The following is a 24027-nucleotide window of genomic DNA, read 5'->3' on the forward strand; positions in this document are numbered from 1 at the left end:
TAAGCCGGCGCGCCTTATTTTATTTGAAAACCGCGTACTTTTGTATTATATTTGGTTGTAACCATGCTGGATTTCCGCCCAGAGCGGACGGGATTGACTTTTAGGAGGGTTTTCATTCGATGGCTAAATACACCTATGTAGATAAAGACACTTGCATCGCCTGCGGCGCTTGCGGCGCGACGGCTCCCGATATTTACGATTACGACGACGAAGGTCTGGCCGAGGTCATCTACAAGGGCGACGGCAACCATGGCAATACCGAGATTCCCGAGTCTCTGTACGACGACCTCCAGGACGCCTCGGACGGCTGCCCGACCGATTCGATTCAGATCGCAGACGAACCTTTCAATATGTAAGCCATGCTCGTGTTTGCAGCCTTCCCGGGACAACCGCCCAGGAAGGTTTTTTTGCGCGTTTTTTTGACAAATTTTGAACATTCGGGCGCCGGATTCAAGTATACTAGCTATAGTTGCCATGCAGAGAAAAGGTAGGGGCTCATCCGGTGAGAGAGAAAATCAAGAGACTGGCGATCGTCATGAACGCTTTGCTGCTTGTCGCATTGTACTTTGCGCACAACGAGCGATGGCTCAGCAGACTGGACAACATGCTGTACGATTACAACATGAAGCAGGCGGCGGGGTCTCCGCCCAAGGATATCGTCGTCGTCGCGATCGACAACGACTCGCTTGCGGAGCTGGGGAGATTCCCATGGGACCGCGCCGTCTACGTGCCGTTTCTCGATATGCTCAACCAGCCGGGCAACGAGCCGAAGGCGATCGGCTTCGACGTCACGTTCAACGAGGAGACCGACTCTGACAGCGACCAGGCGTTCGCGGACGCGCTGGCCTCGTACGATAATGTCATTTTGCCGGTCATCGGCGTGACGGAGGGGGATGTGTTCGGCGATACGGTCGCGAAGCCCGACGAGCTGCTCACGGCCTACCGCATCGACGGCCCGCTGCCCATGTTCGCCGAGCACGCCAAGCTGGCCAACATCAACCGGGTGGCGAGTCCGGACGGCGTCATCCGCCAGACCTGGCTGAAGATCCGGGACGACCAAGGGACGGTCTATCCCTCGCTGGCTTACCAGGCTGCGGCGATGGCGGGCGCCGACCTGTCCGGGTACGACCGGATGACGGATCCGGGCAAGATTTTCGAGAACAACAACGCTGTCGCCAAAAATACGATCACGATCGATTACCAGCTGCGGACGGAGGATGTGACGACCGTGTCGTTCAGCCGGGTGCTGAACGGGGAGATCGATCCTACCGTGTTCAAGGACGCGGTCGTCCTGATCGGCTTCACGGCGGTCGGATTGTCCGACGACTCCGCGCAGGACAGCGGCACGACGCCGATCGAAAAGAAAACCCAGCTCGTGTACGTCCATGCGAACATCGTCAATCAGCTGCTCGGCGGCACCTCGGTCGGCTATGCGCCCGCCTGGACGATATGGATAGGCGGACTGCTGCTGTTTTTGCTGTTCATCGTGCTGCCGTGGCGTCTCAAGAACATTTATACGATTCTGTTGTTCCTGGCTGCAGGCGCAGGCCTCGTATACGGTCAGATGCTCGTCTACGGCGCCTACAAGATCCAGATCGGCGTAGCGGACGCGATGCTGGCGGTCACGCTCGCCTATCTGACCAATGTATCGCTCAAATCCTACCTCGAGAACGCGCAGAAGCACTTCGTCACCAGACAATTCGGACGCTACATATCGCCGGACCTCGTCAAGCAGATCGTCTCCCAGGATATCGACATCAAGCTCGGCGGCGATTCCAAGACGATCACCGTCCTGTTCCTGGACATCCGGGGCTTCACGCCGCTGTCGGAGAAGCTGTCCCCGCCCGAGCTGGTCGACACGCTCAACACGATGTTCAATATGATTACGGAGACGACGCTGGCCAATCGCGGCACGATCGACAAGTTCATCGGCGACGCGGCGATGATCCTGTTCAACGCCCCGCTCGACGTCGAGGAGCATGAGCGGCTCGCCGTGAAGACCGCCTACGAGATTCAGCAGGGCATGGCCGCGATCCGGCGCACGATCAAGGAGAAGTACGGCTGCGAGGTCAACGTCGGCATCGGCATCCATACGGGCACCGTCGTCGTCGGCAATATCGGCTCCTACCTGCGCGTCGACTACACGGCGATCGGGGACAACGTGAACATCGCGGCCCGGATCGAATCCCAGACGAAGCCGGGGCAGATTATGGTATCCGACGCCGTGTACGAGAAGACGGCGCCTTTTTTCCGGTACGACGAAGGGGAAGACCGCATGTTCAAGGGCAAATCGCTGCCGATTCGCGTGTACGAGCTGCTTGGCTTGGCGGAGGAGGCTGGCTCCGGCCGGACGCCCGCGGCGCCAGACGGCCAAAATGCGATTTAGAGACTTTTGTCGGATTTTCTGGTTCGCATGCTCCTATACAATAGAACTAACAGATCGGCGCACAACGTTTCAAATACATAATTTTAACTATTATCATGCATCCGAGGAGAATGAATATGAGAGCATGGACAGGCAAAAAAGCGGTCGCGGCACTGGCGATGACGCTGGGCGTCAGTCTGCCGGGCGCCGCGTTCGCGGCGGACGCCGGGTGGCTCAGGTCGGGCGATCTGTACGAGGTAAGGACATGGGCGGGACAGGCCGAATGGGGCAGCAAGGACGGTCCGGCGGCAAACGCGACGATGTTCCAGCCGCATGCGATCGCCGTGCGTCCGGACGGCGGCCTCTCCGTCTCCGACAGCGGCAACCATCTGATCCGCACGCTGTCCGCCGGCACGCTGACGACGTCCGCAGGCCACTTTGCAGGCGCGGACGAGAGCGGGCTGCCGACCGGCTCCTACCATGACGATCAGGCCGATCGCGCCTTGTTCGACCGTCCGCTCGGCATCGCCTATGATGCCGCAGGCAACGCCTATGTCGCCGATGCCGGCAACAATGCGATCCGCAAGATCGGCGCGGACGGCAAGGTGACGACGCTGGCCGGCAGCGGCCTCGCGGGCAGCGCCGACGGCAAGGGGGCGGCGGCTTCGTTCTACGCGCCGTCCGACGTCGCCGTCGACGCGGCGGGCAACGTCTATGTAGCCGATACGCTGAACCACACGATCCGCAAGATCGCCGCCGACGGCACGGTCTCGACGCTCACGGCTCCGTCGACGCGCGTCGGCCAGTACCTGCCAGGCGCTGCCGACAGCTTCGGCGACTATGCGGACGGCCCGCTGGCCGCGGCGAAGTTCAACGAGCCGAGCGGGCTCGTCCTGGACGCCAAGGGCAATCTGTACGTGAGCGACCGGGGCAACCAGCGGATCCGCTATATCGACTTCGCGGCGGGTACGGTGAGCACGGCTGCAGGCACGGCGCCAGCCGTCCCGGGCGACAGCCCGTATGCCGAGGGCGACTATCTGGACGGCGCGGCCGCCCAGGCGCGCTTCAACGCGCCGGAAGGCCTCGCGCTCGCGGCCGACGGCACGCTCGTCATCGCGGACAGCCTCAACCATGTCGTCCGGCTCCTGCGGGACGGACAGGTGACGACGCTCGCGGGCGAGGCCGACGAGCCCGGCGCTGCGGACGGCGTGACCTACGCCGCGCAGTTCGACCGCCCGACCGATGTCGCGATCCTGCCTGACGGCAGTCTCGCGATCGCCGACGAATCGGGCAACAAGATCCGGCTGCTCGCGAAGTATGCCGGCGCTGCCGGACTCCGCAAGGACGGCATGATCAAGACGCTGCTGAACGGCGCGCTGCTCAAGACAGACAAGCCGGCATTCGTCTCCGGGGGCGCGACCTATCTGCCGCTGCGCGCCGTCGGGCAGGCGACCGGCTTCACGGTGACCTACGATGCCAAGACGAAGTCGGGCCAGCTGGTCAGGGGCGATGCCGTATACACGGTCAAGTCCGGACAGAAAAACGTCGCCAAGCGCGCCGCCGGCCAGACGTCGGACCTGCTGCTGAACGCGGCTCCCGTACTCAAGGACGGCAGCTTCTACGTCCCCGTCCGCTTCTTCGCGACGGAAGGCGATCTCGACATTCAGTGGGATGGCGCGGTCCAGACCGTCATCATCCGCAGCAAAACGTTCTGATCGACCGGCCTCCGGGGCCGCCGCCAGCGCTCGACCGCTGGCGGCGGTCCCTTTTGACACTCGCGCCGAACGACGCAGGAGACAACGGAGGGGACGGACATGCCGACAGACGACCGGCTGGAGGAACAGATCAACCAGTTTTACGAGAACGGGCCGGATGTGCAGGATGCCCTGCCCATGAAGGATTACCTGCTGAAGCACGAGAACAACCAGATGGCCTGGTACTTGCTCGGCAAGCAATATCTGGCCCGCGGGCAGGAGGCGAAGGCGAATTATTGCTTCGCGCAGGCGGGACCGGTGTACGAGGCGTTCGAATCCAAAAAAAGCCCACAGCTGAGCGAAGCTGCTGCGCCGGGAGCGAGCGCAGGGAGGGCGGGCAGACGCGGGCGCCGGATGGGGCTGGCGGCGGTCGCCGCCGCGGCCGTAGTGCTGGTGCTTGGTTTGTTCGCCTACGGCGAGCGGGCGGCAGCGCCGCACGAGCAGGCAGCCGCCGCAGCCGATGCCACAGACGCCGCTGCGGCCCGGACGGGAGAGCCGGCATCTCGGCCTGATCCCGACGACGGCAAAAAAGAAGGTCAAGGCGCGGCGCCCGGCGGCGGGGAGCAAAAGGCGGGCGGCGGCGACGTGAAGTCGATGGGACTGATGGCGGCGGTCGCCGCGAACGATGCTGCCGGACAGGCGACGCTGGGCCGGCTGCTCACGGCTCCGGGACAGACGGCGCCGTCGATGCTGCTCGCGGCGCCCAGGCTGGGCAAGTGGACCGACTGGACGAAGGCGGGCAAGCCGATCGCGCAGCTGTCGGCGGCCGGCGGCCAGCCGGCCGCGAGCGTCGATTGGTACGATGCCGGCTGGTGCCCGTGCGGCGCCGCCAAGGACGCGAAGCAAGCCGCCTCGCGCATCGCCGCCTGGAAGCCGCTGCAGGAGGGCAAGCTCGTCGTCAGCTCCGCGCTGGCCGCCTACAGGCGAATCAACGGCAAATGGCCGTCATCGCCCAAGGCGCTGGCGGCGGCTTATCCGCATAATGTGATGTCGGGCTGGAACGCGCAATCGACGGCATGGTTCGACGAATTGACGGCAGCGGCGGGGGCGAAGACGAAGCCTGCGCGGGCGGGAGACTGGCCCGGATGGCCGGATAAGGCAGGGCCGGCGGCAGGGAGCGGGCAGCCGGCGGGGCTGCTGGCGCCGATGACGACGCAGCCGATCGAGATCGTCATCGATACGACGAGGAACCGGCTCGCCGTCGTCAGCGGCGATGTCCTGCTCCGCAATTATGAGGTCGGCCTGGGCGCGAGCAACACGCCGACGCCGCCTGGCAGCTTCGTTATCTCGGAGAAGGTGCGCGATCCGAACGGAGGCAAGGGCGCATTCGGCAGCAGGGGCATGGCGCTGTCGGACACGCTGTATGCAATCCACGGCACGGACGAGCCGACGAGCGTCGGCAAGGACGAGTCTCACGGCTGCGTGCGCATGAACAAGACGGATGTGGAGGAGCTGTTCGATCTCGTCGCGATCGGGACGAAGGTCACGATCGGCAAAGGGGGCTTGCCTCTGGAGCTGCGGGCGCCGGACAAGCGCTTCAGGCTGACGCCTGCGCAGAACGAGACAAACCCCGGCAAAAAGTACGCGTGGCTGAATTGACGAACAAAAGCCACTTAAAATAATCGCTTAAGGATTGGTAATCAGCAGCACGGCCATCGCGATGACGATGACGCCGAATACGGTGCCGGCGATGATCAGACCGCGCTTGTTGATTTGTTCCTTGGCTTCGGGCTTGCGGCTGATCGGGGCTTTCTTTTTGGGCGCGCTCATAGGAACCAACCTTTCACTTTTGCATAATCGGCATATGCTATTATTGTAAACGCTTGATCGTCAAAACGCCAGATGAAACGGACTCCGCGAACGGGCGATGCTCCCTTTTCTTTTGGCGCGGAAAAGGCTAAACTGATACGCGAGGGTTTTTCGCGGCAGGCCATGCGGCAGCGCGAAAACGAAAGGATGCTGAGTCGTTTGTACAAGTGGTTTAAACCGCTGTTTTTTAAAATGGATCCGGAAGCCGCCCACCATCTGGTTGTGGACGGCATGGGAGCGGCCTCCCGCGTTCCGGGCGTGCCCGCGCTGCTCTCCGGGATATGGGGCGTCGGCGAGTCGCCGGAGCTTGCAGTCGATCTGTTCGGCTGCCGGTTCCGCCATCCGGTAGGGCTGGCTGCGGGGCTCGACAAGAACGCCAAGGCGGTCAGAGGGTTCGGCAGCGCCGGCCTCTCGTTCCTCGAGGTCGGGACCGTGACTCCGAAGGGCCAGCCGGGCAACGACAAGCCCCGGCTGTTCCGGCTGCCGCCGGACGAGGCGCTCATCAACCGGATGGGCTTCAACAACGAAGGCGCCGACGCGATGGCGGCCCGGCTGGCGAAGCTCGGCAGCCACAAGGTGCCGCTCGCCGTCAACATCGGCAAAAACAAGACGACGCCCAACGAACAGGCCGCGGCGGATTACCGGGCGTGCCTGGCCAAGCTGTACAAGTACGGCGATCTGTTCGTCGTCAATATCAGCTCGCCCAATACGCCTGACCTGCGTGCGCTGCAGCACGGCGACGAACTGAGGGACCTGCTCGCCGAGGTGAAGGCCGAGATGGAGCTGCAGGCCGCAGCGCACGGCGATCTGCCCAAGCCGATCCTCGTCAAGATCGCGCCGGACAACGACGAGGAGCAGCTCTCTTACATGGCGCAGGCGATCGTCGCGAGCGGCATATCCGGCGTCATCGCGACCAATACGACGATCGCGAGGCCGGGCCTGACGCATCCGAATCAGACGGAGACGGGCGGGCTTAGCGGCCGTCCGCTGACGCAGCGCTCGACCGAGGTCATCCGCTCGCTCTACCGGATGACGGACGGGCGGCTGCCGATCGTCGGCTCCGGCGGCATTTTCACCGCGGACGATGCCTACGACAAGATCAAGGCCGGGGCGTCCCTGGTCGAGGTATACACCGCGCTTATTTACAAAGGCCCCGGCGTCGTCAAGGAGATTGCCGAAGGCTTGAAGCAGCGTCTCAGACGAGACGGCTATACCCGGATTACCCAGGCGGTCGGGGCCGATCATCGCTGACGGGAACCGGGCTCACAGATTAAGGGCGGCTGCAAGCCGTATCGCGGCAACGCACGGCAGGAAAGGATGCGTAGACGTATGGACGGAAGAGACTGGAGCAAGTTTCTCTTGCCCTATCAACAGGCTGTCGAAGAGCTGAAGATCAAGCTGAAGTCGCTGCGCTCCGAGCTGAAGGCCCGCGACGAATATGCGCCGATCGAGTTCGTGACGGGCAGGGTCAAGCGCATATCGAGCATCCTGGAAAAAGCGAAGCGACTCTCCGTCCCGATGGACAAAATCGCGACGGGCATCGAAGATATCGCGGGCATCCGCATCATGTGCCAGTTCGTGGAGGACATCCACCGGGTCGCGGACATGATCCGCATCCGGCAAGACATGAAGCTCGTCTACGAAAAGGACTACATTACGAATTACAAGGACAGCGGGTACCGCAGCTATCATATAATTGTGGAATATCCCGTTCAGACGTCGCTCGGATCGATGCCGGTGCTGGCCGAGATACAGATCCGGACGCTGGCCATGAATTTCTGGGCGACGATCGAGCATTCGCTGAACTATAAATATCGCGAGCAGCTGCCGGAACATGTGAGGGAGCGGCTGCGCAAGGCGGCGGAGGCCGCGTTCGCGCTCGATCGCGAGATGTCGAGCATCCGGCAGGAGATCGTGGACGCCCAGCAGGACTTCGAGGAGAAGTCGGGAATCGTGCGCAAAGTGCTCAACGACATTCAGGGCTTGTATTTTTTCCGCCGCGTGCGGGAGGCGGCTCAGTTCCAGCTGCGGTTCAACGAGCTGTGGGAGCAGGAGGACATGTGGGCGCTCGCCGAGCTGTCGCAGGAGATCCAGGCGGCGCTCGTCCGCGCCGGCAAGGGCAGCGGCCACTGAAGCGAATGCGCGAGGCACGGCGACGGCGGCCGTCAGGCGAGACGTTTGAGACGAGAAGGCATGAGGCGCAGCCGGCGACGTCAGTCACGAGGGCATAGGCAACGGCCGCAAGGCGGGCATAGCGGGAAATAGGGAGTCCGGCCGGCTTCGCATGCGGCAAGGCTCTCTTTTTTTGGAGCCGAGAGGCAGGCAACGTCCGGCAGAAGTGCCCGGCAGCATGAAATGGGATTCCGCGAAGCGGAAGGAAGGAGGCGGCGATGGCGCTGCCTGCGGAATATGTGAACCAGATGCGCGAGCTGCTCGGCGAGGAGGAGTTCGCGGCCTTCATGGCGAGCTACGGCGAGCCCAAGCGCACCGCGATCAGGCTGAACGGCTTGAAGGCGCGAAGCGGCGGCGCGGAAACGGAAGGCGCAAAGGCGTTCGTGCGCGGGCGGGAAGCGGTGCCTTGGGCGGAGGGCGCTTATTATACGGACGAGTCCGAACGCCCGGGCAAGCATCCATATTATGATGCGGGGCTGTACTACATTCAGGAGCCGAGCGCGATGCTCCCGGCCGAGCTGCTGGCTCCCGTGCCGGGCGATCGGGTGCTCGATCTGTGCGCGGCGCCCGGCGGCAAGTCGACGCAGCTGGCCGCCAAGCTTGACGGCACGGGCTTGCTCGTGACGAACGATCTGGCGACCGACCGGACGAAGGCGCTGGCCAAAAACATCGAGCGGGCGGGCATCGCCTGCGCCGTCGTGACGAACGAAACGCCGGCGCGGCTGGCCGCGTTTTTCGGTGCGACGTTCGATCGCGTGCTGGTGGATGCGCCGTGCTCGGGAGAAGGCATGTTCCGCAAGGATGAGGGGATGATCCGCCAATGGGATGGCGGCGCGCCGGCCAGGTACGCGGCGATGCAGGACGAGATCATGCGGGAAGCGGCCAGGCTGGTCGCGCCGGGCGGCCGGCTCGTGTATTCCACCTGTACCTTTTCTCCGGTGGAAAACGAGGGGACGATCGCGCGATTTCTCGCGGAGCACGAGCAGTTCGAGATCGTGTCGCCGCACTTCCCAGGGGAGTGGGGCTTCGCGCCGGGCCGGCCGGACTGGCTGACGCCGCAGGAGGCGGCCGCGCTGGGACCTGAGCGCGCGGCGCAGCTCGCCGGCACGATCCGGCTGTGGCCGCACCGCGTGCGCGGCGAAGGGCACTATGCCGCGCTGCTCCGGCGGACCGGCGGCGCGGTTGGGGACGAGCCGGCCGCAGCAGGGCATAGCGACGCCGGCTCAGGCGGCGGAGAGCCTGCCGACGGGCTTCGCCCGGCCGAGCCGGACGAAGCCGGGGCGGCCGGGAAGGGGCGGAGCGGCAGATCGCCGCGTCCGTCCGAGGCCGGCGGGCCCGCGCGAAGCGGCGCTCTGCCGCATGATCGGCATCGCCGCGGCGGCAGGGAAGCCGACCGGCGCGGCGCGGAGGGCAGGCGCGGCGGTCAGCAGGATCGGGCCGCGAATGCGACTGCGGAGGCGGATGCGCTGGCGCTCTCGCGCTTCGAGGCGTTCGTCCGCGAGAGCCTGCCGGGTTGGTCCCCGCCGGGCGAGATCGGCGTCCAGGGCGATTATGTCTATTCGGCGCCGGAGCCGGGGCGGGCGCTGAAGGGGCTTCGGCTCGTACGCGGGGGATGGCTGCTCGGCAAGGCGACGAAGCACCGCTTCGAGCCTTCGCAGGCGCTGGCGATGGGCCTGTCGCCGGACCGGGCCGCGCTCAGCCTGCGGCTGGTCGGCGGGGACGAGGATGCCGTGCGATATCTGAAGGGCGAGACGCTGCAGCCGGAGCCGGGCAGCATCAGCGGACCGGACGGCAAGCCCGCCGACGGACGCGGCTGGACGCTCGTCTGTCTGGACGGGTACCCGCTGGGCTGGGGACGCTGGGACGGATCGCTTCTCAAAAACGAACTGCTGCCGGGATGGCGCCGAATCTAAATCGAGCGTTGCGGCAGAAGAAAAGAGGATGCCATGAAAAAGACGATGAGGCTCGATAAAATGCTCGGCAATCTGGGCTACGGCACGCGCAGCAGCCTGAAGGCGCTCGTCCGGCAGGGAGCGGTGACGGTGAACGGCGTCCGCGTCAAGGACCCGGGCATGCAGATCGATCCGCATGCGGACGAAGTCGTGCTGGAGGGCGAGCGGATTGCATACCGCGACACGGTCTATGTCATGCTGTACAAGCCCGCGGGTTATGTGTCCGCGACGGAGGACAACCGGGACGTGACGGTGCTGGCGCTGCTGCCGGACGACCTGACCGTATTGTCCCCGTTCCCTGTCGGTCGGCTGGACAAGGATACGGAGGGGCTCCTGCTGCTGACCAACGACGGCAAGCTGTCCCACGAGCTGCTGTCCCCGCGCAAGCATGTGCCCAAGACTTACCTGGCGCTAGTCGCCGGCCGGGTCGGATCGGACGATATCGCGACGTTCGCGACAGGTGTGACGCTCGACGACGGATATGTGACGCTGCCGTCCGAGCTTCGTGTGCTTGAAGGAGACGTGCGGCAGCCGATGTCGCGGGCGGAGGCGGACGCGACGGATCAGGCGGGAGAGCAGGCGGGAGAGCAGGCAGGGGATCAGGCGGGACATCCGCCGGGGACAGATGCGACGGCGGATGGCGTGATCGGGCCTGCGGCAGCCTTCGAACGGCTCGAGCGGGAGCCCGCGCTGCGTGCCAACAAGGCGAGTCTGCAGGAGGCTGCGGAGGCGGGATCGCCGCTCAGCTGGATCGAGCTGACGATCAGCGAAGGGAAGTACCACCAGGTCAAGCGGATGTTCGAGGCCGTCGGCAAAAAGGTGCTGTATTTGCATCGCCAGACGATGGGGCCGCTGTCGCTGGACGGATCGCTGGCGCCGGGTCAGTGGCGGGAGCTGGCCGAGGAGGAGCTCGATCGTTTGCGCAGCTACAAAAAAACGGAGGATCAATCGTCATGAAATACAAACTGATCGCCCTGGACGTCGACGGTACGCTGTTGAACGACGACCACGAGCTGACGCCAAGGGTGAAGCAGTCGGTCACGAGAGCGGCGGCCGCCGGCGCGGAGATCGTCCTGTGCACAGGCAGAGGGTCGGCAAGCGCGCTGTCGGTGCTGGCGCAGCTCGGATTGTCCGGGACGGTCATCACCCATAACGGCGCATCGATTGTGGACGGGGAGACCCGGGAGATACTGCGCGAATCGCCGATCGGCCCGGACGAGGTGGAACGCTACTTGACGCTGTGCAGGGAGCGCGGCATTCACTTCGACCTGAACACGGCGTTCGACATTTATGTAGAGCATCTGAACGACCAGACCGCTTCCATGTATGCGAGCATGCTGTCGGAGCCGATCCTGCGATCGCGGGAGGACCGGTTCCCCGGACGGACCGTCAAAATATCGATCTTCGCTCCCAAGGCCGATCTGGACGAGCTGGAAGCGCATTGGCGGGATTGGCGGCACGAGCTGCAGACGATCCGAAGCGGCGACTACTTTATCGATCTCCAGCACCGGGAGGCGTCCAAAGGAACGGCGCTCAGGCAGTGGGCGGAGAAGCGGGGAATCCCGCGCGAGCAGGTGCTGGCCATCGGCAACTACTTCAACGACATCGGCATGCTGCAATACGCCGGATGCGGCGTGGCGATGGACAATTCCCCACCCGAGGTCAAGGCCGTGGCGGACGCGGTCACGGCGTCCAACAACGAGGACGGGGTCGCGCTCGTGCTTGAGGCTTGTCTGGCGAACGAAGAGTCGACGTCATCGCTTTAAATTGGAAAAGCCGGCCTGCGGGGCATCCGCGAGGCCGGCTACTTTTTGGCGTTGCCGAAGGTTCTGCAATTAGAATCCTGCACGAAGGATAATGACGAGCAGTATGAAAAGCACCAGAACGAACGCAGCGGACGAACCATATGCACCTGCAACACCGGACATGCGAATTCCTCCTTTGTCATTCAATCGGGTCTCCGAGGGAGCGGCGGGAACTTCGCCCCGTCAGCCGCGTCGCCGCTCGGACTAATGTATAGTATGACAAAGTCCCGGGTCGGATTGGACAGTTGCCCGGATCGCCTTCATTTGGGCGCGGATCGCTGCGGCTGGGGCCGGCGCTAGTTCGTTCGCAGTCCCTTGGGATAATGGTTCTTGAGCTGGCCGTCGCTGGCCTTGAACCAGCCGAGCGGATAGCCGTTCGCGCACAGAAGACCCCATCCCCTGGCATCGCTGCCCGGGTCCGGCAGCGCCTCTCCCCGCAGGAAGGCGGCTATGGCGTCGTCGTGTGCGTCATAATCGATCGCGATCGCGGCTTGCCCGGCGGATGCGGCCAGCGCCAGCGCGTGGGAGGGCTCGAATCTGCCCTTGCGGCTGTCGCCCAGATGCAGGCCGGGACGGAGCGTCCGCAGCCCGCCCAGCGCCTCTGCGGGCAGTGGCGAAGCCGCGGGCTGCGGATACCAATAGAGTGACTCGCCGAACAAGAGCGGCACGCCGTCCCCGGACAGCTCGAATCCCGGCAGCGCCTGCGCCGCAAATTCGCGGTACTGCTTCAGCGCAGCCTGCACGGCAGCTTCCTCCGCGCGCGGCGGCTTGCCCTTGGCCCTGCGCCCCGCGGCATCGCGCCCGTCAGGCGGACGCGACGCCGCGTCGGATGACGCCGGCCGCTTGACGAGCACGGCGGCGAAGTGTCCTTCGCCCTCGCCGCGATGCGGCCACATCCTGCGCTGCTCGAGCAGGCTGAACTCGGGATGGGACGCGAGGAACCACGCGATCGTCTCTTCGTTCTCCTCGCGGTTGAACGTGCAGGTCGAGTAGACGAGCCGTCCGCCCGGCTTCAGCATGGCGGCCGCGTCGGGGAGGATGTCCCGCTGCCTGGCCGCGCACATCGCCACCGCGTCCGGCGACCACTCGGCGACCGCCTCGGGTTCCTTGCGGAACATGCCTTCTCCCGAGCACGGCGCGTCGAGCATGATCCGGTCGAAGGCGAGCGGCAGCCTGGCGGCAAGCTGGCCGGGTGTCGCCGAGACGACGACCGCGCGCCCGATGCCCAGCCGCTCCACGTTCTCCGACAGGATGCGCGCTCTGCCGGGATGAATCTCGTTGGCGACGAGCAGGCCGCCGCCTTGCATCTTGGCCGCGATCTGCGTCGTCTTGCCGCCCGGCGCCGCGGCGAGATCGAGCACGATCTCACCGGGCCGGGGATCGAGCAGCTCGGCAGCGATCATGGCGCTCGGCTCCTGAATATAATACAGTCCGGCATGATGGTACGGGTGCTTGCCGGGACGCTTGGCGGGATCGTACGTGTAGCCGGTGCCGCACCAGGGCACCGGCTTGAGGTCGAACGCGCCTATCAGCCGGGACATCATGTCCGGATTGTCGGCGGGACGCAGCTTCCCGGCATGGATGCGAAGCCCGTGCGCACGGGGCGACGCCATGCTGCGGAGGAACGCATCGGTCTCCTCGCCCAGCTGGTCCGCGATTCGCTCGATGTAAATTTGAGGCAGCGTTTGCATGCGATTGCTCCTTATTTTTGTTCGAAAGACGTCACGCGGTTTTTGCCGGCATGCTTGGAGAGATACATGGCCTGGTCCGCGTGTTTCATGAGCTGCTCCGCATTCAGACCCGGCCTGGACAGCGCATACCCGATGCTGGCCGTGACGACCGTTTCTTTGGCGATTCTGGCGCGGATGCGCTCGGCCACGGCGGCGGGCTCGCCTTCAACCGCATGGACGTAGGCCACCAGCTCCTCGCCTCCGTAGCGGCCGGCAAGTCCGATGCCTTCCGTCTCCTCCATCAGAATGACGGCGGCTTGCTTCAGTACGCTGTCGGCAGCCTGGTGGCCCTGCGTGTCGTTTAGCTTTTTGAAGTTGTCGATATCGCAGAAGATTGCACCTACGCCGCCCGGACCGGCGCTCTCCAGCGTCTTCTCCAGCCTGCCGGTGAAAAACCTGCGATTGTACAGGCCGGTCAGCCCGTCGGTAATCGACGAGCGATAAGCGGATTGAAGCAGCTCGACGACCCGCTCGAACAAAATCATGAACAGGACGATGTAATAGAAGACCGGCAATACCGCCGCCAGCGCATCGCAGTAGGGAGAATCGACGCCCCAGTTTTCCGAGAGAATCGACGCCATCTGTCCGAAAAAAGCAAAAAACAGGCTGATGGCATACCGGGCGCGCTGGCGCACATGCGGAGCGAACATCAGGCCGAACAGCGCGGGCAGCAGCAGGATGAACCCGTCCTGGAGCGCTTGCAGCAGGTCCGCTTGTTCGCCGCCGGGCGCTCCTGCTCCCGCACCCGAGGACCGCCCGACACCGGCCAGCACCTCGCATGCCGCGATTGTGACGCCGACCGCGAGCAGGCCGTAGAACCAGGTACGCGTACGAGCGCGTTTCCTGTAGTATAATTCGAAGAAAGAGAAATTAAGCGTAATGAACGCCACCACATACAGACCGTCGCCCAGCTCGGGCAGCAGCCGCGTCTGAAGCAGACCCAGCTCATAGGCCAACGCGACCGCCTGGTGCACCTCGAGCAGCGACAGCGACAACAGAAGCAGGCGAAAAGCGCTGCTGCGGTTGCCCGCGATCAGCCTGTACGCCATGAACATCATCAGGCCGACGATAACGGCGGAAGCGGCGGAGGAGGAGGCGTTCAGCAGTGTGCGATTGTTCCAGAAGTCTTGAACGTCCATGAGCATCACCTGGCGTTAGTATCCGATTGAGCGCAGCTTAAAGAAGGACCGGCATCTGCCGACATCCCGCGAATGTGGCTGCGAGCTGCTGCGAGATCGGTCACTTGCAGAAACATATGTTCCACTATATCATATTTTAGATAGAACGAGATAGCGGGGCTGAAGGAGGAATCGCCGATGAATATATTACAGGCGCTGTTTTTTCCCCCGGAGCAGCCGGGCGGCGTATCTTCCATGGTACCCTATATCGGAGAGCGGTTCCGCAGGATCGGATGGGACATGGAGCTGTTCTCGATTCCGAAGCGGATTCGCAACAAGGGCCAGGAGCCCTTTGAATTCGAGACGTTCGACTGGCGCGAATACGCGGGCAACCCGGTCGTGGACAAATATATGCAAACGCTCAAAGACTACGTATGGTGGGTGAAGCTCAGGCTGAAGGGCAGCTACGATCTGATTCATGCGCATCATCCCGTAGCGGCGCTGGCGCTTAGGCAGATTTATCCGGATACGCCGATCGTCATGACCGTCCACTCGAGCTTCGAGCGGGAGCTGATCCTGAACGGGCGCATCCCCGCAGACGGACCTGAGCATCGGTTTCTGACCTCGCTGTACGGAGAGCTGGAGGCGCGGACGGACAAGATGCTGACCGTATCGCATTCGTTCGCCGCCTACATGGGTGCGTATATGTCGCGTCCCGAGCTGGTCGGCGTCATCCCGAACGGCTACGACGAACGCCGGTTCAAGCCGATCGCCCACGACAACGAGGTGACGCAGATCGTCACGGTATGCCGGCTCGTGCCCGCCAAGGGCATCGACGTGCTGCTCGAGGCATGCGCCCGGCTGCGCAAGCGGGACCGCCGATTCGTGCTGCATATTATCGGCGACGGCCCGATCCGCCCCGAGCTGGAGAGTCTCGCGCAGCGGCTCGGCATTTACGACGAGACGATTTTTTACGGCTATATGCTGCATCCCGAGGAGATGCTGCCCTTCTTCGACATCTTCGCGCTCCCCTCGCGCGCGGAAGCGTTCGGCTCCGTGTTCGCGGAGGCGGCGCTCTGTCTGCTCGCCCTGATCGGCACCGACGTCGGCGGCATCGCCGAGCAGATCGAGGACGGCGTGGGCGGTCTGCTCGTTCCCTGCGAGAACCCGGAGGCGCTGGCGGACGCCATCGACAAGCTGATCCTCGATCCGCATTACCGCTATGAGCTGGCGCGGGCGGCCTGGAACAAGGCGAAGAAGACATATTCGCTCACGCGAGTCATTCAGGAGCTTAAAAAAATATATACCGATCTCGGTCCGGCTGCAGAACCTTCGCCGGAGGCGTAACGCGGACCGGGAGCAGCCTATACGTATTCGGAGCTGATAAGCATGCGCGTTCCTTTTCGATTCATCCATGCCGCCGACCTTCACTTGGACAGTCCGTTCCGCGGGCTGTCCAAAGTTCCCTCTGCGGTCCGCGAGCGGCTGCGGGACTCGACGCTGACCGCGCTGGAGCGGCTTGCCGCCGCAGCCTGCCGGGACGACATCGACTTCGTCGTCCTCGCCGGCGATCTGTACGACACGGCCGACCGTTCCCTGCGCGCGCAGCTTCGCATGCAGAAGGCGATGGAGCGGCTCGCTGCGGCCGGCAAGCAGGTGTTCGCTGTGCACGGCAATCACGACCCGGCGGGCGGGCGTTCGGCGCGGCTGCGCTGGCCGGATACGGTGCACGTATTCGGCACGGAGGAGGTCGGCTGCATGCCGGCCTACACGCGTCGCGGCGAGCTGGCGGCGCATGTGTACGGCATCTCCTACGGGACGCCGTCCGTGCGGGACAACCTGGCGTCGCAATATGCGCTTCGCGCGGGGGCGCCGTTTCATATCGCCCTGCTGCATGCCAATGTGGACGGCCAGGAGGGGTATGACGATTATGCGCCCTGTCGGCTGGCGGAGTTGGCCGGGGCCGGCTTCGATTATTGGGCGCTCGGCCACATCCACGACCGCCGCGTGCTTCATGAATACCCGCATGTCGTATATCCGGGCAACACACAAGGCCGGAGCATCCGCGAGACAGGCCTCAAGGGAGCCTACCGGGTATCCGTGGCGGAAGGCGGCAGCATCGATCTGGACTTTTTCGGGCTGTCGGACGTGCTCTGGCTGTCCTGCGAGGTCGTCGCGGAGGAGTCGGACGGCGAGCAGCGTCTCAAAGACAAGCTGCTGGACGCCGCGGAGCGCGCACGCCGCGAGGCTGACGGGAGGCCCGCGGTCGTACGGCTGCGCTTGTCGGGGAGCGGTGCGCTGCTGGAGCGGCTGCTGCGGGACCGTGAGGCGGAGGCGTGGACGGCGGAGCTGCGCGATTGGCTCGGCGCGCCGGACGAGCGGGACGACTGGGTGTGGGTGGAGCGCATCGTGGTCGGGACGAGGCGCGCCGCGCTTGCGGGAGGGGCGGTGGAGGACGGATTTCTCGGGGAGCTGCTGCAGCTCGCCGCCTCCGCTTCGGCCGCTCCGGCCGCCTCGCGCGAGCTGCTGGACGAAGCGGCCGAGCCGCTACGCCGCCACCCGCGGCTGCGGCAATGGCTGGACGGGCAAGATGCGGCGCAGCGGGCCGAGCTGGTCGCGCGGGCCGGGCAGCTGGCGGCCGTGCTGCTGAGCGAGGGCGGGGAGTAGGGGTCGAGACGGGAGCCGGCGCTGGGGTTGAGGCTGGAGTTGGAGTTGGAGTTGGGGCCGCCGCGGGCCGGTCGGGTCCTGTGGCAGAGGCGATGGTGCGGAATAGGTGTGCGTAGGGCGTATCGCCTCTCGTAGTGGAGGCGATGGTGCGGAATAGGTGTGCGTAGGGCGCATCGCCTCTTGTAGTGGAGGCGATGGCTCGGAATGGGTGTGTGGAGAGCGTATCGCCTCTCGTAGTAGAGGCGATGGTGCGGAATTGGTGTATGGAGGGCGCATCGCCTCTTGTAGTGGAGGCGATGGTGCGGAATAGGTGTGTGGAGAGCGTATCGCCTCTCGTAGTCGAGGCGATGGCTCGGAGTTTGCGAATGGACGAGGTAACAACATACCTGCCCGCTCTCAGCTGCGGGCAATGTTTGTGAGCCAGGTGCTTCTGATCGACAGTCCATCGGGGCGCGGGCAGCTGGGTAGACGGCAGTTAAATCCGCGGGCTGAGAAGCCGGGGAGTGAACGGAACCGACTCGATTAGAATGGCCTCGAAAAATGCGAACAAGTCACTGTCACAGCAGCGAAAGCCTGGGAGGTAGACGGAATGTACATAGAAGAGCTGCATATCGAGGGCTTCGGTCCGCTCTCCGGCGTGCGTCTTGGCTTCGAAGCGCCCGTGACTATCGTGTGGGGGCCCAACGAGGCCGGCAAGAGCACGCTGCTCCGTTTTATCCGCAGTATGCTGTACGGCTTCGCGACGCGGGCGCAGCTGCCCGAGCGGGGCGAGCCGGTTGGCGGCGGACGGCACGGAGGCCGACTCGTTCTGCGCGAAGACGGGCAGATGCGTGTGCTGGAGCGGTACGGCGACATTCCGGTGCGCAGGGGCGGTCCCGTCGCAGTGCTGCGGGAAGCGGACGGCAGCGAGCGGGCGCTGGCGCAAGCCGACATCGAGCGGTTGCTGCTGGGCGGCGTATCGGAGCAGCTTTTTCGGCAGCTGTACGCGGTCGGCCTGGACGAGCTTCACGAGCTGAGAGCGCTGCAGGGAGATGAGATCGGCAACTTTTTGTACCATGCGGGCATGGCGGGAGGTGCGGCGCTGTCCTCGGCAGGCAAGCAGCTGCGGACCGAGATGGATCGGCTGTACAAGCCCAAGGGGACGGTGCAGGAGATCGGCATGCTGCTGGCGCGAATCAGAGAGCTGGAAAGCAGGCTGCGGCAAGGCAGACAGGAGCTCGGCGCCTATATGGAAGCGCTCGGCCAGCTTGAGGCGCTCTCCGCGCGGGCGGAGGCGCTCGAACAAGCGCTGCCCGCGCTGAGGGTGCGAGCGGCGGAAGCCAAGGGGGCGCTGGACAGCAGAGAATGGTGGCTGCGCGCTACTGCGCTAGCGGCCGAGGAGACCGCGATCGAGGCGGAGCTGTCCGCCGCGGGCCAGCAGGCGGAGCTGCTCCCGCCCGAAGCCGGGGCGGAGTGGCGCAATCTCGGCTCGCGCAGAGACGAAGCGCGGGCAGCCGCCCGCCGCGCCGCCGCCGAGCGCGCGGCACTCGAAGCGGAGCGTGCGGCGCTGCGCTGGGACGCTCCGCTGGTCGCCATGCTTGGCAGGCTGGAGGCGCTGGACCTGCGCGGCGATGCGATTCAGGCGCGACGCGGCGAAGCGGAGGGGCTGGCTGCGGACATGCGGATGGCCGAGGAAGCGGCCTCCTCGGCGCTGCAGCGGCTCGGGCCGGGCTGGCGCGAGGAAGATACCGCGGCCGTCGCAGCCGTGTCGGAACGGGAAGAAGCCCGCAGAATCGGCGAGCGGCTGGCGGAGGCGGAGCGGCAGCGCGAGCTGCTGGCAGTCGAGGCGCAGCGCCTGCGCCGCCAATTGGCGGCCTTCGACCTGGAGGCGGAGCGCCGCAGCGAGTCCGACGAGACGCCGGCAGCGGTCAGCCGCCGATTCGCGCCGCGGACGCGCGAGGCGCTGATGCGGGCTTGGCATCGGCTCGACGATGCGCTGCAAGCGGCCGAGTCGGCATGGGCCGCGTCCGCGGCGGAGAGTGCCTACGGCGCCGCGGACATGGAGCGGGGGCCCGCCGTCCCGGTCGGCGAGCCCGGCGCGAGCGCTATCGAGGGCCGCACGTCCGCCGCCGGCGGACGGTCCCGCGCGCGCCGGACGCAGCCGCTAGACCGCGCCGCAACCGGCAGGCGGCTGTACGCGTACTCGCTGCCTGCCGCCGTCCTGGGCGCGGCCGCCGGCCTATGGGCCGCGCTGTCGTCCGCAGCGGTCGAGGGACGCGCGGCCTACGGCCTGCTGGCTGCCGTGCTGGCCGCCGCGGCGGCCGCGCTCTGGCTGCTGGCCCGCAGGCAGGCCGCGAGAGCGCCCACAGCCGTGCCGGCGGCCGGCGCGGCTGCGATCCGCCAGCGGTGGCAAGCTGCGCTCCAGGCGGAGGCCGCAGCGCGCAGACTGGCCGAGACAGCGCTGCGAGAGCTGATCGGCCAGCCCGATGCCAAGGCCGCTGTCGCGCCGGCGGACCGGCCGCATGAAGGCCGGATCGGCGGCGCAGGGGACGCCGTGCCTTGGGATGCGCTCGGCGAGTGGCGGATCGCACTGCGCGACGAGGTATACGGACAGCTGGACAGGCTGACCGAGGCAGAAGCCGCGCGGGACAGGCGGGCCGACCTGGCAGCGCGCAGAGACGCACTCGCACGGGAGCTGCAGTCGGCAGAATCCGAGCTGGCGGATGCGGAGAGCGCCGTCCGGCGCACGCGCGAGGAATGGTCCGCATGGCTGTCCGCCCGCGGGCTGCCGGGTCATCTGCAGCCGTCCGCGCTGCCTGAGCTCGGGCAGCTCGCGGAGCAGGCGCTCCAACAGCTGCGCCAGCGGGCAAGGCTCGCGGCGCGGGCAGCAGAGCTTGAGGCGGAGCGGGCAGACTTCGAGATCGAGGCGGCGGAGCTGCTCGCCGCTTATCCGCCGCCCGCCCATGCGGGCCGCGACCGGGCGCTGGCTCTGAAGCTGCTGTATCGCGAAGCGCGGCAGCAGGCGGAGACGGCGGCGGCCGCGCGCCTGCTGGACGCGCGGCTGCTGCAGGCTGCGGCCGCCGAGACGGCGGCGCTCGCCGCGCTGCAAGCCGCGGATGACGCCGCGGCAGCCGCGCTACGCGGTGCGGGAGCGGCGAGCGAGGAGGCGTATGCGCTTCGCGTGCAGGCCGACGAGCGGCGGCGCGAGCTGCGGCGGGAACGCCGCGAAGCGGAGCTGAGGCTGTCCGCGGGCCGCGGCGAGGCGGAGCTGCAAGCGCTCGTCGGCCTGTTGGAGACGCATGACGAGGCCGCGCTCGCGCTGCATGCGGCGCAGGCGGGAGAGGTGCTGGACGACGGCGAGGCGGAGCGTACGACGCTGCTGGACGCGCGCGGCCGGCTCGCGGAGAAGCTCGAGCGCCTGCGCAGCGAGGCGGAGACAGAGGAGAAGGCGCTCGAGCTCGAAGAGCTGCAGACCGAGCTCGAGCGGCTTGCGGAGCGGTACGCGCTGCTCGCGGTAACCGCGGAGCTCATCCGCAGGACACGCGTCACTTTTGAGGAGGAGCGGCAGCCGGCCGTGCTGCGCCAGGCGTCCGCCTACTTCGCGGAGCTGACGGCCGGCCGCTATAGCCGAATCGCGGTGCCCGGCGATGCGCCCGACCTGCATGCGGAGACGGCCGATCGCAGGACGATCGGGAGCGCCTTCCTGAGCCGCGGCACGCAGGAGCAGCTGTACTTGTCCTTGCGGCTGGCGCTGGCGGAGGCCGCGTCCCGCGAGCAGGCGCTGCCGCTGCTGCTCGACGATCTGTTCGTGCACTATGACGAGGCGCGCCTGGGTCGGTGCGCCGGTATTCTGAGCGAGCTGTCCGCATCGCGCCAGATCATTCTGTTCACCTGCCATCGGCATGTCGCCGAGACGCTGGCGGCAGGCATGCCGGCTTCCAAGCTGCTGAAGCTGCCGGAGCTGGCGGCAGGCGGGCGAAGCCTAGACGAAGGATCGGCGTCCGACGCTGCCAGTTGACGCAGGGACCGCGGTGCCGCTGCGACGCTCAGGTGAATCCTTCGGGAGGCGCGGGCGGCTCCGGCCGCAGCCGGTCCTTGCCCATCAGCATCACCCAGCCGAGGCTCAGCATGCCGAATATCGGATACAACGTCGTGAGCAGAGGGCCGAAGCCGAACTGGCCCGCCGCGAAGCAGAGCAGCAGCACGACCACGACGAGCGCATTCAACGGGATTTTCACGCGTTCCTGCAGCTGCAGCGACAGTCCGTAAATATCGGCGACGAGCGTCGTGAATATCTCCATGAAGATCAGAAACACGAATATCCAATGAATCCAGGGGCCGACCTCTCTGGCGATGCCGCCCATGGGGATATCGAATTGCGAGACGCCAGGCATTCGGGAGGACAGCGCCATATGACCTGCGAGCAGCATCGCGCCGATGCCGACGCCGCCGATCCAGGCGCCCCTGCGGAGGACGACAGGGTCGCCGATCCGCGCGCCGAGCGGCACGAGGACGGCCTGGGACATCGACAGGTTGAAGGCGCCGTACAGCAGCGGGGACAGGATGGCGGCCCATGGCGACAGCTCCATCGGCAGCGTCATCCAGCGATCCGCGCCGGGACCGTGCAGCGTCTCGAACACGAGTACGGCGGTAAACAGGATCATGACCGGCACGACAAGCGTATTGATCGTGATGATCGCGCTCATGCCCTTGCGCAACAGCATGAAGCACGCGGCCATTGTGAGGATGAGGCCGGTCTGATAGCTCAAGTTCAGATGTTCCGAGAAAAGCGAGCCTGCCCCGGCCAGCATCACGGCGTTCACGCCGAGCAGGACGACGAGCATCAGGTGACTGATCCAGGCGCCCGCCCGGCGTCCGAACAGATGCCGGTTCAGGTCTTCGTACGATCTGGCCCGCAGCTCGGCAGCCGTCAGCATCATCTTGGCGCCCAGCCACACGAAAAGCGCCGTCGACACGAGGATCATCGGCGCGGCCCAGTTGCCGAACCGCGTAAAAAACTGCAGCACTTCCCGGCCGGTGGCAAATCCTGCGCCTACGACCGTGCCGATGAACGTAAACGCCACCTGCAAGCTCAAGCCCCATCTTCTCATCGCAAAGCGGACCTCCTCCGACTCGTCCATGTTTGTCCTTCTCTCAGTCTATGAGAGCGAAGGACGTGCCATGACAAGCCCGGCGGCGGGCGCGCTGCGGCGTCACACGAGCGACTGTCCGATCAGCTTCACGGCGCTGACGGTGCCGGACGCGCGGTCGATGTCGAGCCGCAATATGCCGCCTTCGACATCCGTAGTCAACTCGGCGGAGGCGGCTGTATCTTCCAGTGACAGGTTATGCGCGGCTTCGGCGGCGGGGCTCCCCACGCGAATGTCCGAGCGGTCGAGCGGGATATCGGGAGAGACGGTCTCTACGTAGACGACTTGTCCGGATTTGTCGTAGCCGACGGTCATGCCGCCATAATCGCGCATCTCGACCGAAGTGCCCGCCGCAGGCAATGTGTAGCTGTCCGTCGCGAGGCTCCCGATCGCGTCCTCCGCTTCGGACTTGTTCATGCCGAGGACGAGGCCGCCAAGCCGGGGGCGAGTCCGTTCTTCAAGCTGGTGCGCGTCGGCTGCCGCGCTGCCGCTTGGCGCGTTCGGGACGACAGCGGGAGTTGGCTGCGAGACTGCAGGGACTTCGCTCGGCTCCGACGCAGCTTGAAGGCTGGACGCATGACCGCATGCGGTCGGAAGTAGGAGCAGGCCGGCCGCCAGCACGATATCGCGGTACCTTTTTCCGCCAAGGATTCGTATTGTCAGCATATTCACCGCCTTACATCGTTTTCTATATCTAGTTTGGACTGCATTCCAACCGCTAAGTTGCTCGTCAGGAACGATTTGATTCGCGAATCATAGGCGGATCGTCCCGCGCGGATCGCCATTGGAGGAACAACGACCTACGCGGAGCCGGATGCTGCACGATGTTGCAGGAATAAGCGGGGTGTGTTATTTTAATCGGAAAAGAGTGGACGGGGAGATTGTTATGGATATATTGAAGCAACGGATTCTGGAAGAAGCGACCGTCATGAGCGCCGGCGTGCTGAAGCTCGACTCGCTCCTCAATCACGGTGTCGATCCGGGCCTCACAATGGAGCTGGGCAAGGAGTTCGCTCGACGGTTCGAAGGCAGAGGCATCACGAAGGTGATCACGATCGAAGCTTCCGGCATTCCGGTCGCCTTCGCGACGGCATTGGTGATGAATGTGCCGCTCGTATTCGCCAGACGCAAAAAAACGCTGCTGAACGAGCCTGACGCCTACTGCGAACGCGTGCCTTCCTTTACGAAGGGCATCGTCACTGATTTGCTCGTATCGCGCCATCTGCTCAAGGCCGAGGATCATGTGCTGTTCATCGACGATATTATCGCCAACGGGGATGCGGCCAGAGGCTTGCTCAAGATTCTCGAGCAAGCGGGCAGCACGGTGGCCGGTATCGGCATCGTGTTGGAGAAGTCTTTCCAGGCCGGCGGGCGGACGCTTCGGGAGCTGGGGTACGATGTCGAATCGCTCGTCAAGATCGCTTCCTTGGAGGGCAACGCCATAACATTCGAGGACTAGTCCGCATTTCTTGTAAGATAATCCCAAGCCTAACCTTCCGGAGAGCACTTCCCGTCGGGTTGACATT

The 24027-nt window shown here is 65.2% G+C and carries 20 protein-coding genes; 14 read left to right on the forward strand and 6 right to left on the reverse strand.

The features are described 5' to 3' along the window. The first annotated feature begins 119 nt into the window (after positions 1-119). From VQ071_RS11635 to VQ071_RS11650, 4 genes are all read left to right on the forward strand, one after another. Positions 120-356: a ferredoxin gene (locus tag VQ071_RS11635; RefSeq protein ID WP_340514169.1), complete on the forward strand. Its 237-nt coding sequence runs from the start codon at positions 120-122 to the stop codon at positions 354-356. A 146-nt stretch (positions 357-502) separates the two neighbouring features. Beyond that, positions 503-2386, forward strand: coding sequence for a CHASE2 domain-containing protein (locus VQ071_RS11640; RefSeq protein ID WP_340514170.1), 1884 nt, complete (start codon positions 503-505; stop codon positions 2384-2386). Positions 2387-2502: 116 nt separating this feature from the next. Then, positions 2503-4080: a stalk domain-containing protein gene (locus VQ071_RS11645; RefSeq protein ID WP_340514171.1), complete on the forward strand. Its 1578-nt coding sequence runs from the start codon at positions 2503-2505 to the stop codon at positions 4078-4080. 99 nt (positions 4081-4179) lie between these two features. Then, positions 4180-5718: a L,D-transpeptidase gene (locus VQ071_RS11650; protein ID WP_340514172.1), complete on the forward strand. Its 1539-nt coding sequence runs from the start codon at positions 4180-4182 to the stop codon at positions 5716-5718. A 27-nt stretch (positions 5719-5745) separates the two neighbouring features. Here the strand turns inward: VQ071_RS11650 and VQ071_RS11655 are convergent, their stop codons facing one another. Beyond that, on the reverse strand, positions 5746-5889 hold the full coding sequence (locus VQ071_RS11655) for a hypothetical protein (RefSeq protein WP_340514173.1): 144 nt from the start codon (positions 5887-5889) through the stop codon (positions 5746-5748). 186 nt (positions 5890-6075) lie between these two features. Between VQ071_RS11655 and VQ071_RS11660 the strand changes: the two genes are divergently transcribed. The 5 genes from VQ071_RS11660 (at position 6076) to VQ071_RS11680 (ending at position 11818) form a co-directional block, all read left to right on the forward strand. Further along, positions 6076-7179, forward strand: coding sequence for a quinone-dependent dihydroorotate dehydrogenase (locus VQ071_RS11660; RefSeq protein WP_340514174.1), 1104 nt, complete (start codon positions 6076-6078; stop codon positions 7177-7179). A 78-nt stretch (positions 7180-7257) separates the two neighbouring features. Further along, on the forward strand, positions 7258-8061 hold the full coding sequence (locus VQ071_RS11665) for a GTP pyrophosphokinase (RefSeq protein ID WP_340514175.1): 804 nt from the start codon (positions 7258-7260) through the stop codon (positions 8059-8061). 257 nt (positions 8062-8318) lie between these two features. Beyond that, positions 8319-10013, forward strand: a complete 1695-nt coding sequence (locus VQ071_RS11670; RefSeq protein WP_340514176.1) for an RsmB/NOP family class I SAM-dependent RNA methyltransferase — start codon at positions 8319-8321, stop codon at positions 10011-10013. A gap of 33 nt (positions 10014-10046) precedes the next feature. Then, on the forward strand, positions 10047-11009 hold the full coding sequence (locus VQ071_RS11675) for a pseudouridine synthase (protein WP_340514177.1): 963 nt from the start codon (positions 10047-10049) through the stop codon (positions 11007-11009). Then, positions 11006-11818, forward strand: a complete 813-nt coding sequence (locus VQ071_RS11680) for a Cof-type HAD-IIB family hydrolase (RefSeq protein WP_340514178.1) — start codon at positions 11006-11008, stop codon at positions 11816-11818. The genes VQ071_RS11675 and VQ071_RS11680 overlap by 4 nt, the downstream gene beginning before the upstream one ends. A 69-nt stretch (positions 11819-11887) precedes the next feature. Here the strand turns inward: VQ071_RS11680 and VQ071_RS11685 are convergent, their stop codons facing one another. The 3 genes from VQ071_RS11685 to VQ071_RS11695 form a co-directional block, all read right to left on the reverse strand. Continuing rightward, entirely contained in the window at positions 11888-11980 is a 93-nt protein-coding gene (locus tag VQ071_RS11685; protein WP_090115666.1) for a YjcZ family sporulation protein, read from the reverse strand. 173 nt (positions 11981-12153) lie between these two features. Then, entirely contained in the window at positions 12154-13548 is a 1395-nt protein-coding gene (locus VQ071_RS11690; RefSeq protein ID WP_340514179.1) for an RsmB/NOP family class I SAM-dependent RNA methyltransferase, read from the reverse strand. 11 nt (positions 13549-13559) lie between these two features. After that, on the reverse strand, positions 13560-14726 hold the full coding sequence (locus tag VQ071_RS11695) for a GGDEF domain-containing protein (RefSeq protein ID WP_340514180.1): 1167 nt from the start codon (positions 14724-14726) through the stop codon (positions 13560-13562). Between the two features lie 177 nt (positions 14727-14903). Between VQ071_RS11695 and VQ071_RS11700 the strand changes: the two genes are divergently transcribed. From VQ071_RS11700 to VQ071_RS11715, 4 genes are all read left to right on the forward strand, one after another. Then, positions 14904-16052 carry a glycosyltransferase family 4 protein gene (locus VQ071_RS11700; protein ID WP_340514181.1) on the forward strand — a complete coding sequence of 383 codons (1149 nt, stop codon included), beginning with the start codon at positions 14904-14906 and terminating at the stop codon, positions 16050-16052. Positions 16053-16094: 42 nt separating this feature from the next. Continuing rightward, a complete protein-coding gene (locus VQ071_RS11705; protein ID WP_340514182.1) occupies positions 16095-17372 on the forward strand; it encodes a metallophosphoesterase family protein in 1278 nt (425 codons plus the stop codon). A 157-nt stretch (positions 17373-17529) separates the two neighbouring features. Further along, positions 17530-17682: a hypothetical protein gene (locus tag VQ071_RS11710; RefSeq protein WP_340514183.1), complete on the forward strand. Its 153-nt coding sequence runs from the start codon at positions 17530-17532 to the stop codon at positions 17680-17682. A gap of 279 nt (positions 17683-17961) precedes the next feature. After that, positions 17962-21369, forward strand: a complete 3408-nt coding sequence (locus tag VQ071_RS11715) for an AAA family ATPase (protein ID WP_340514184.1) — start codon at positions 17962-17964, stop codon at positions 21367-21369. 28 nt (positions 21370-21397) lie between these two features. On the opposite strand, the gene VQ071_RS11720 is transcribed toward VQ071_RS11715, so the two are convergent. Continuing rightward, complete coding sequence (locus tag VQ071_RS11720) at positions 21398-22462, reverse strand: YkvI family membrane protein (protein ID WP_340514185.1); 1065 nt, start codon at positions 22460-22462, stop codon at positions 21398-21400. 102 nt (positions 22463-22564) lie between these two features. Further along, positions 22565-23167, reverse strand: coding sequence for a hypothetical protein (locus VQ071_RS11725; protein ID WP_340514186.1), 603 nt, complete (start codon positions 23165-23167; stop codon positions 22565-22567). 220 nt (positions 23168-23387) lie between these two features. Here VQ071_RS11725 and VQ071_RS11730 point away from each other — a divergent pair, with 220 nt between their 5' ends. After that, positions 23388-23960, forward strand: a complete 573-nt coding sequence (locus VQ071_RS11730; RefSeq protein ID WP_340514187.1) for a xanthine phosphoribosyltransferase — start codon at positions 23388-23390, stop codon at positions 23958-23960. Positions 23961-24027 lie beyond the last annotated feature (67 nt).

The organism is Cohnella sp. 56 (assembly GCF_037963805.1).
GTDB lineage: Bacteria > Bacillota > Bacilli > Paenibacillales > Paenibacillaceae > Cohnella.

What these genes read in the sequence shown, in the direction of transcription:
- VQ071_RS11720 (WP_340514185.1), bottom strand. Translation starts at nt 22,462, where the DNA reads ATGAGAAGATGGGGCTTGAGCTTGCAGGTGGCGTTTACGTTCATCGGC.
- VQ071_RS11660 (WP_340514174.1), top strand. Translation starts at nt 6,076, where the DNA reads ATGCTGAGTCGTTTGTACAAGTGGTTTAAACCGCTGTTTTTTAAAATG.
- VQ071_RS11725 (WP_340514186.1), bottom strand. Translation starts at nt 23,167, where the DNA reads ATGCTGACAATACGAATCCTTGGCGGAAAAAGGTACCGCGATATCGTG.
- VQ071_RS11645 (WP_340514171.1), top strand. Translation starts at nt 2,503, where the DNA reads ATGAGAGCATGGACAGGCAAAAAAGCGGTCGCGGCACTGGCGATGACG.
- VQ071_RS11655 (WP_340514173.1), bottom strand. Translation starts at nt 5,889, where the DNA reads ATGAGCGCGCCCAAAAAGAAAGCCCCGATCAGCCGCAAGCCCGAAGCC.
- VQ071_RS11730 (WP_340514187.1), top strand. Translation starts at nt 23,388, where the DNA reads ATGGATATATTGAAGCAACGGATTCTGGAAGAAGCGACCGTCATGAGC.
- VQ071_RS11635 (WP_340514169.1), top strand. Translation starts at nt 120, where the DNA reads ATGGCTAAATACACCTATGTAGATAAAGACACTTGCATCGCCTGCGGC.
- VQ071_RS11705 (WP_340514182.1), top strand. Translation starts at nt 16,095, where the DNA reads ATGCGCGTTCCTTTTCGATTCATCCATGCCGCCGACCTTCACTTGGAC.
- VQ071_RS11695 (WP_340514180.1), bottom strand. Translation starts at nt 14,726, where the DNA reads ATGGACGTTCAAGACTTCTGGAACAATCGCACACTGCTGAACGCCTCC.
- VQ071_RS11690 (WP_340514179.1), bottom strand. Translation starts at nt 13,548, where the DNA reads ATGCAAACGCTGCCTCAAATTTACATCGAGCGAATCGCGGACCAGCTG.
- VQ071_RS11700 (WP_340514181.1), top strand. Translation starts at nt 14,904, where the DNA reads ATGAATATATTACAGGCGCTGTTTTTTCCCCCGGAGCAGCCGGGCGGC.
- VQ071_RS11685 (WP_090115666.1), bottom strand. Translation starts at nt 11,980, where the DNA reads ATGTCCGGTGTTGCAGGTGCATATGGTTCGTCCGCTGCGTTCGTTCTG.
- VQ071_RS11650 (WP_340514172.1), top strand. Translation starts at nt 4,180, where the DNA reads ATGCCGACAGACGACCGGCTGGAGGAACAGATCAACCAGTTTTACGAG.
- VQ071_RS11665 (WP_340514175.1), top strand. Translation starts at nt 7,258, where the DNA reads ATGGACGGAAGAGACTGGAGCAAGTTTCTCTTGCCCTATCAACAGGCT.
- VQ071_RS11670 (WP_340514176.1), top strand. Translation starts at nt 8,319, where the DNA reads ATGGCGCTGCCTGCGGAATATGTGAACCAGATGCGCGAGCTGCTCGGC.
- VQ071_RS11715 (WP_340514184.1), top strand. Translation starts at nt 17,962, where the DNA reads ATGTACATAGAAGAGCTGCATATCGAGGGCTTCGGTCCGCTCTCCGGC.
- VQ071_RS11680 (WP_340514178.1), top strand. Translation starts at nt 11,006, where the DNA reads ATGAAATACAAACTGATCGCCCTGGACGTCGACGGTACGCTGTTGAAC.
- VQ071_RS11675 (WP_340514177.1), top strand. Translation starts at nt 10,047, where the DNA reads ATGAAAAAGACGATGAGGCTCGATAAAATGCTCGGCAATCTGGGCTAC.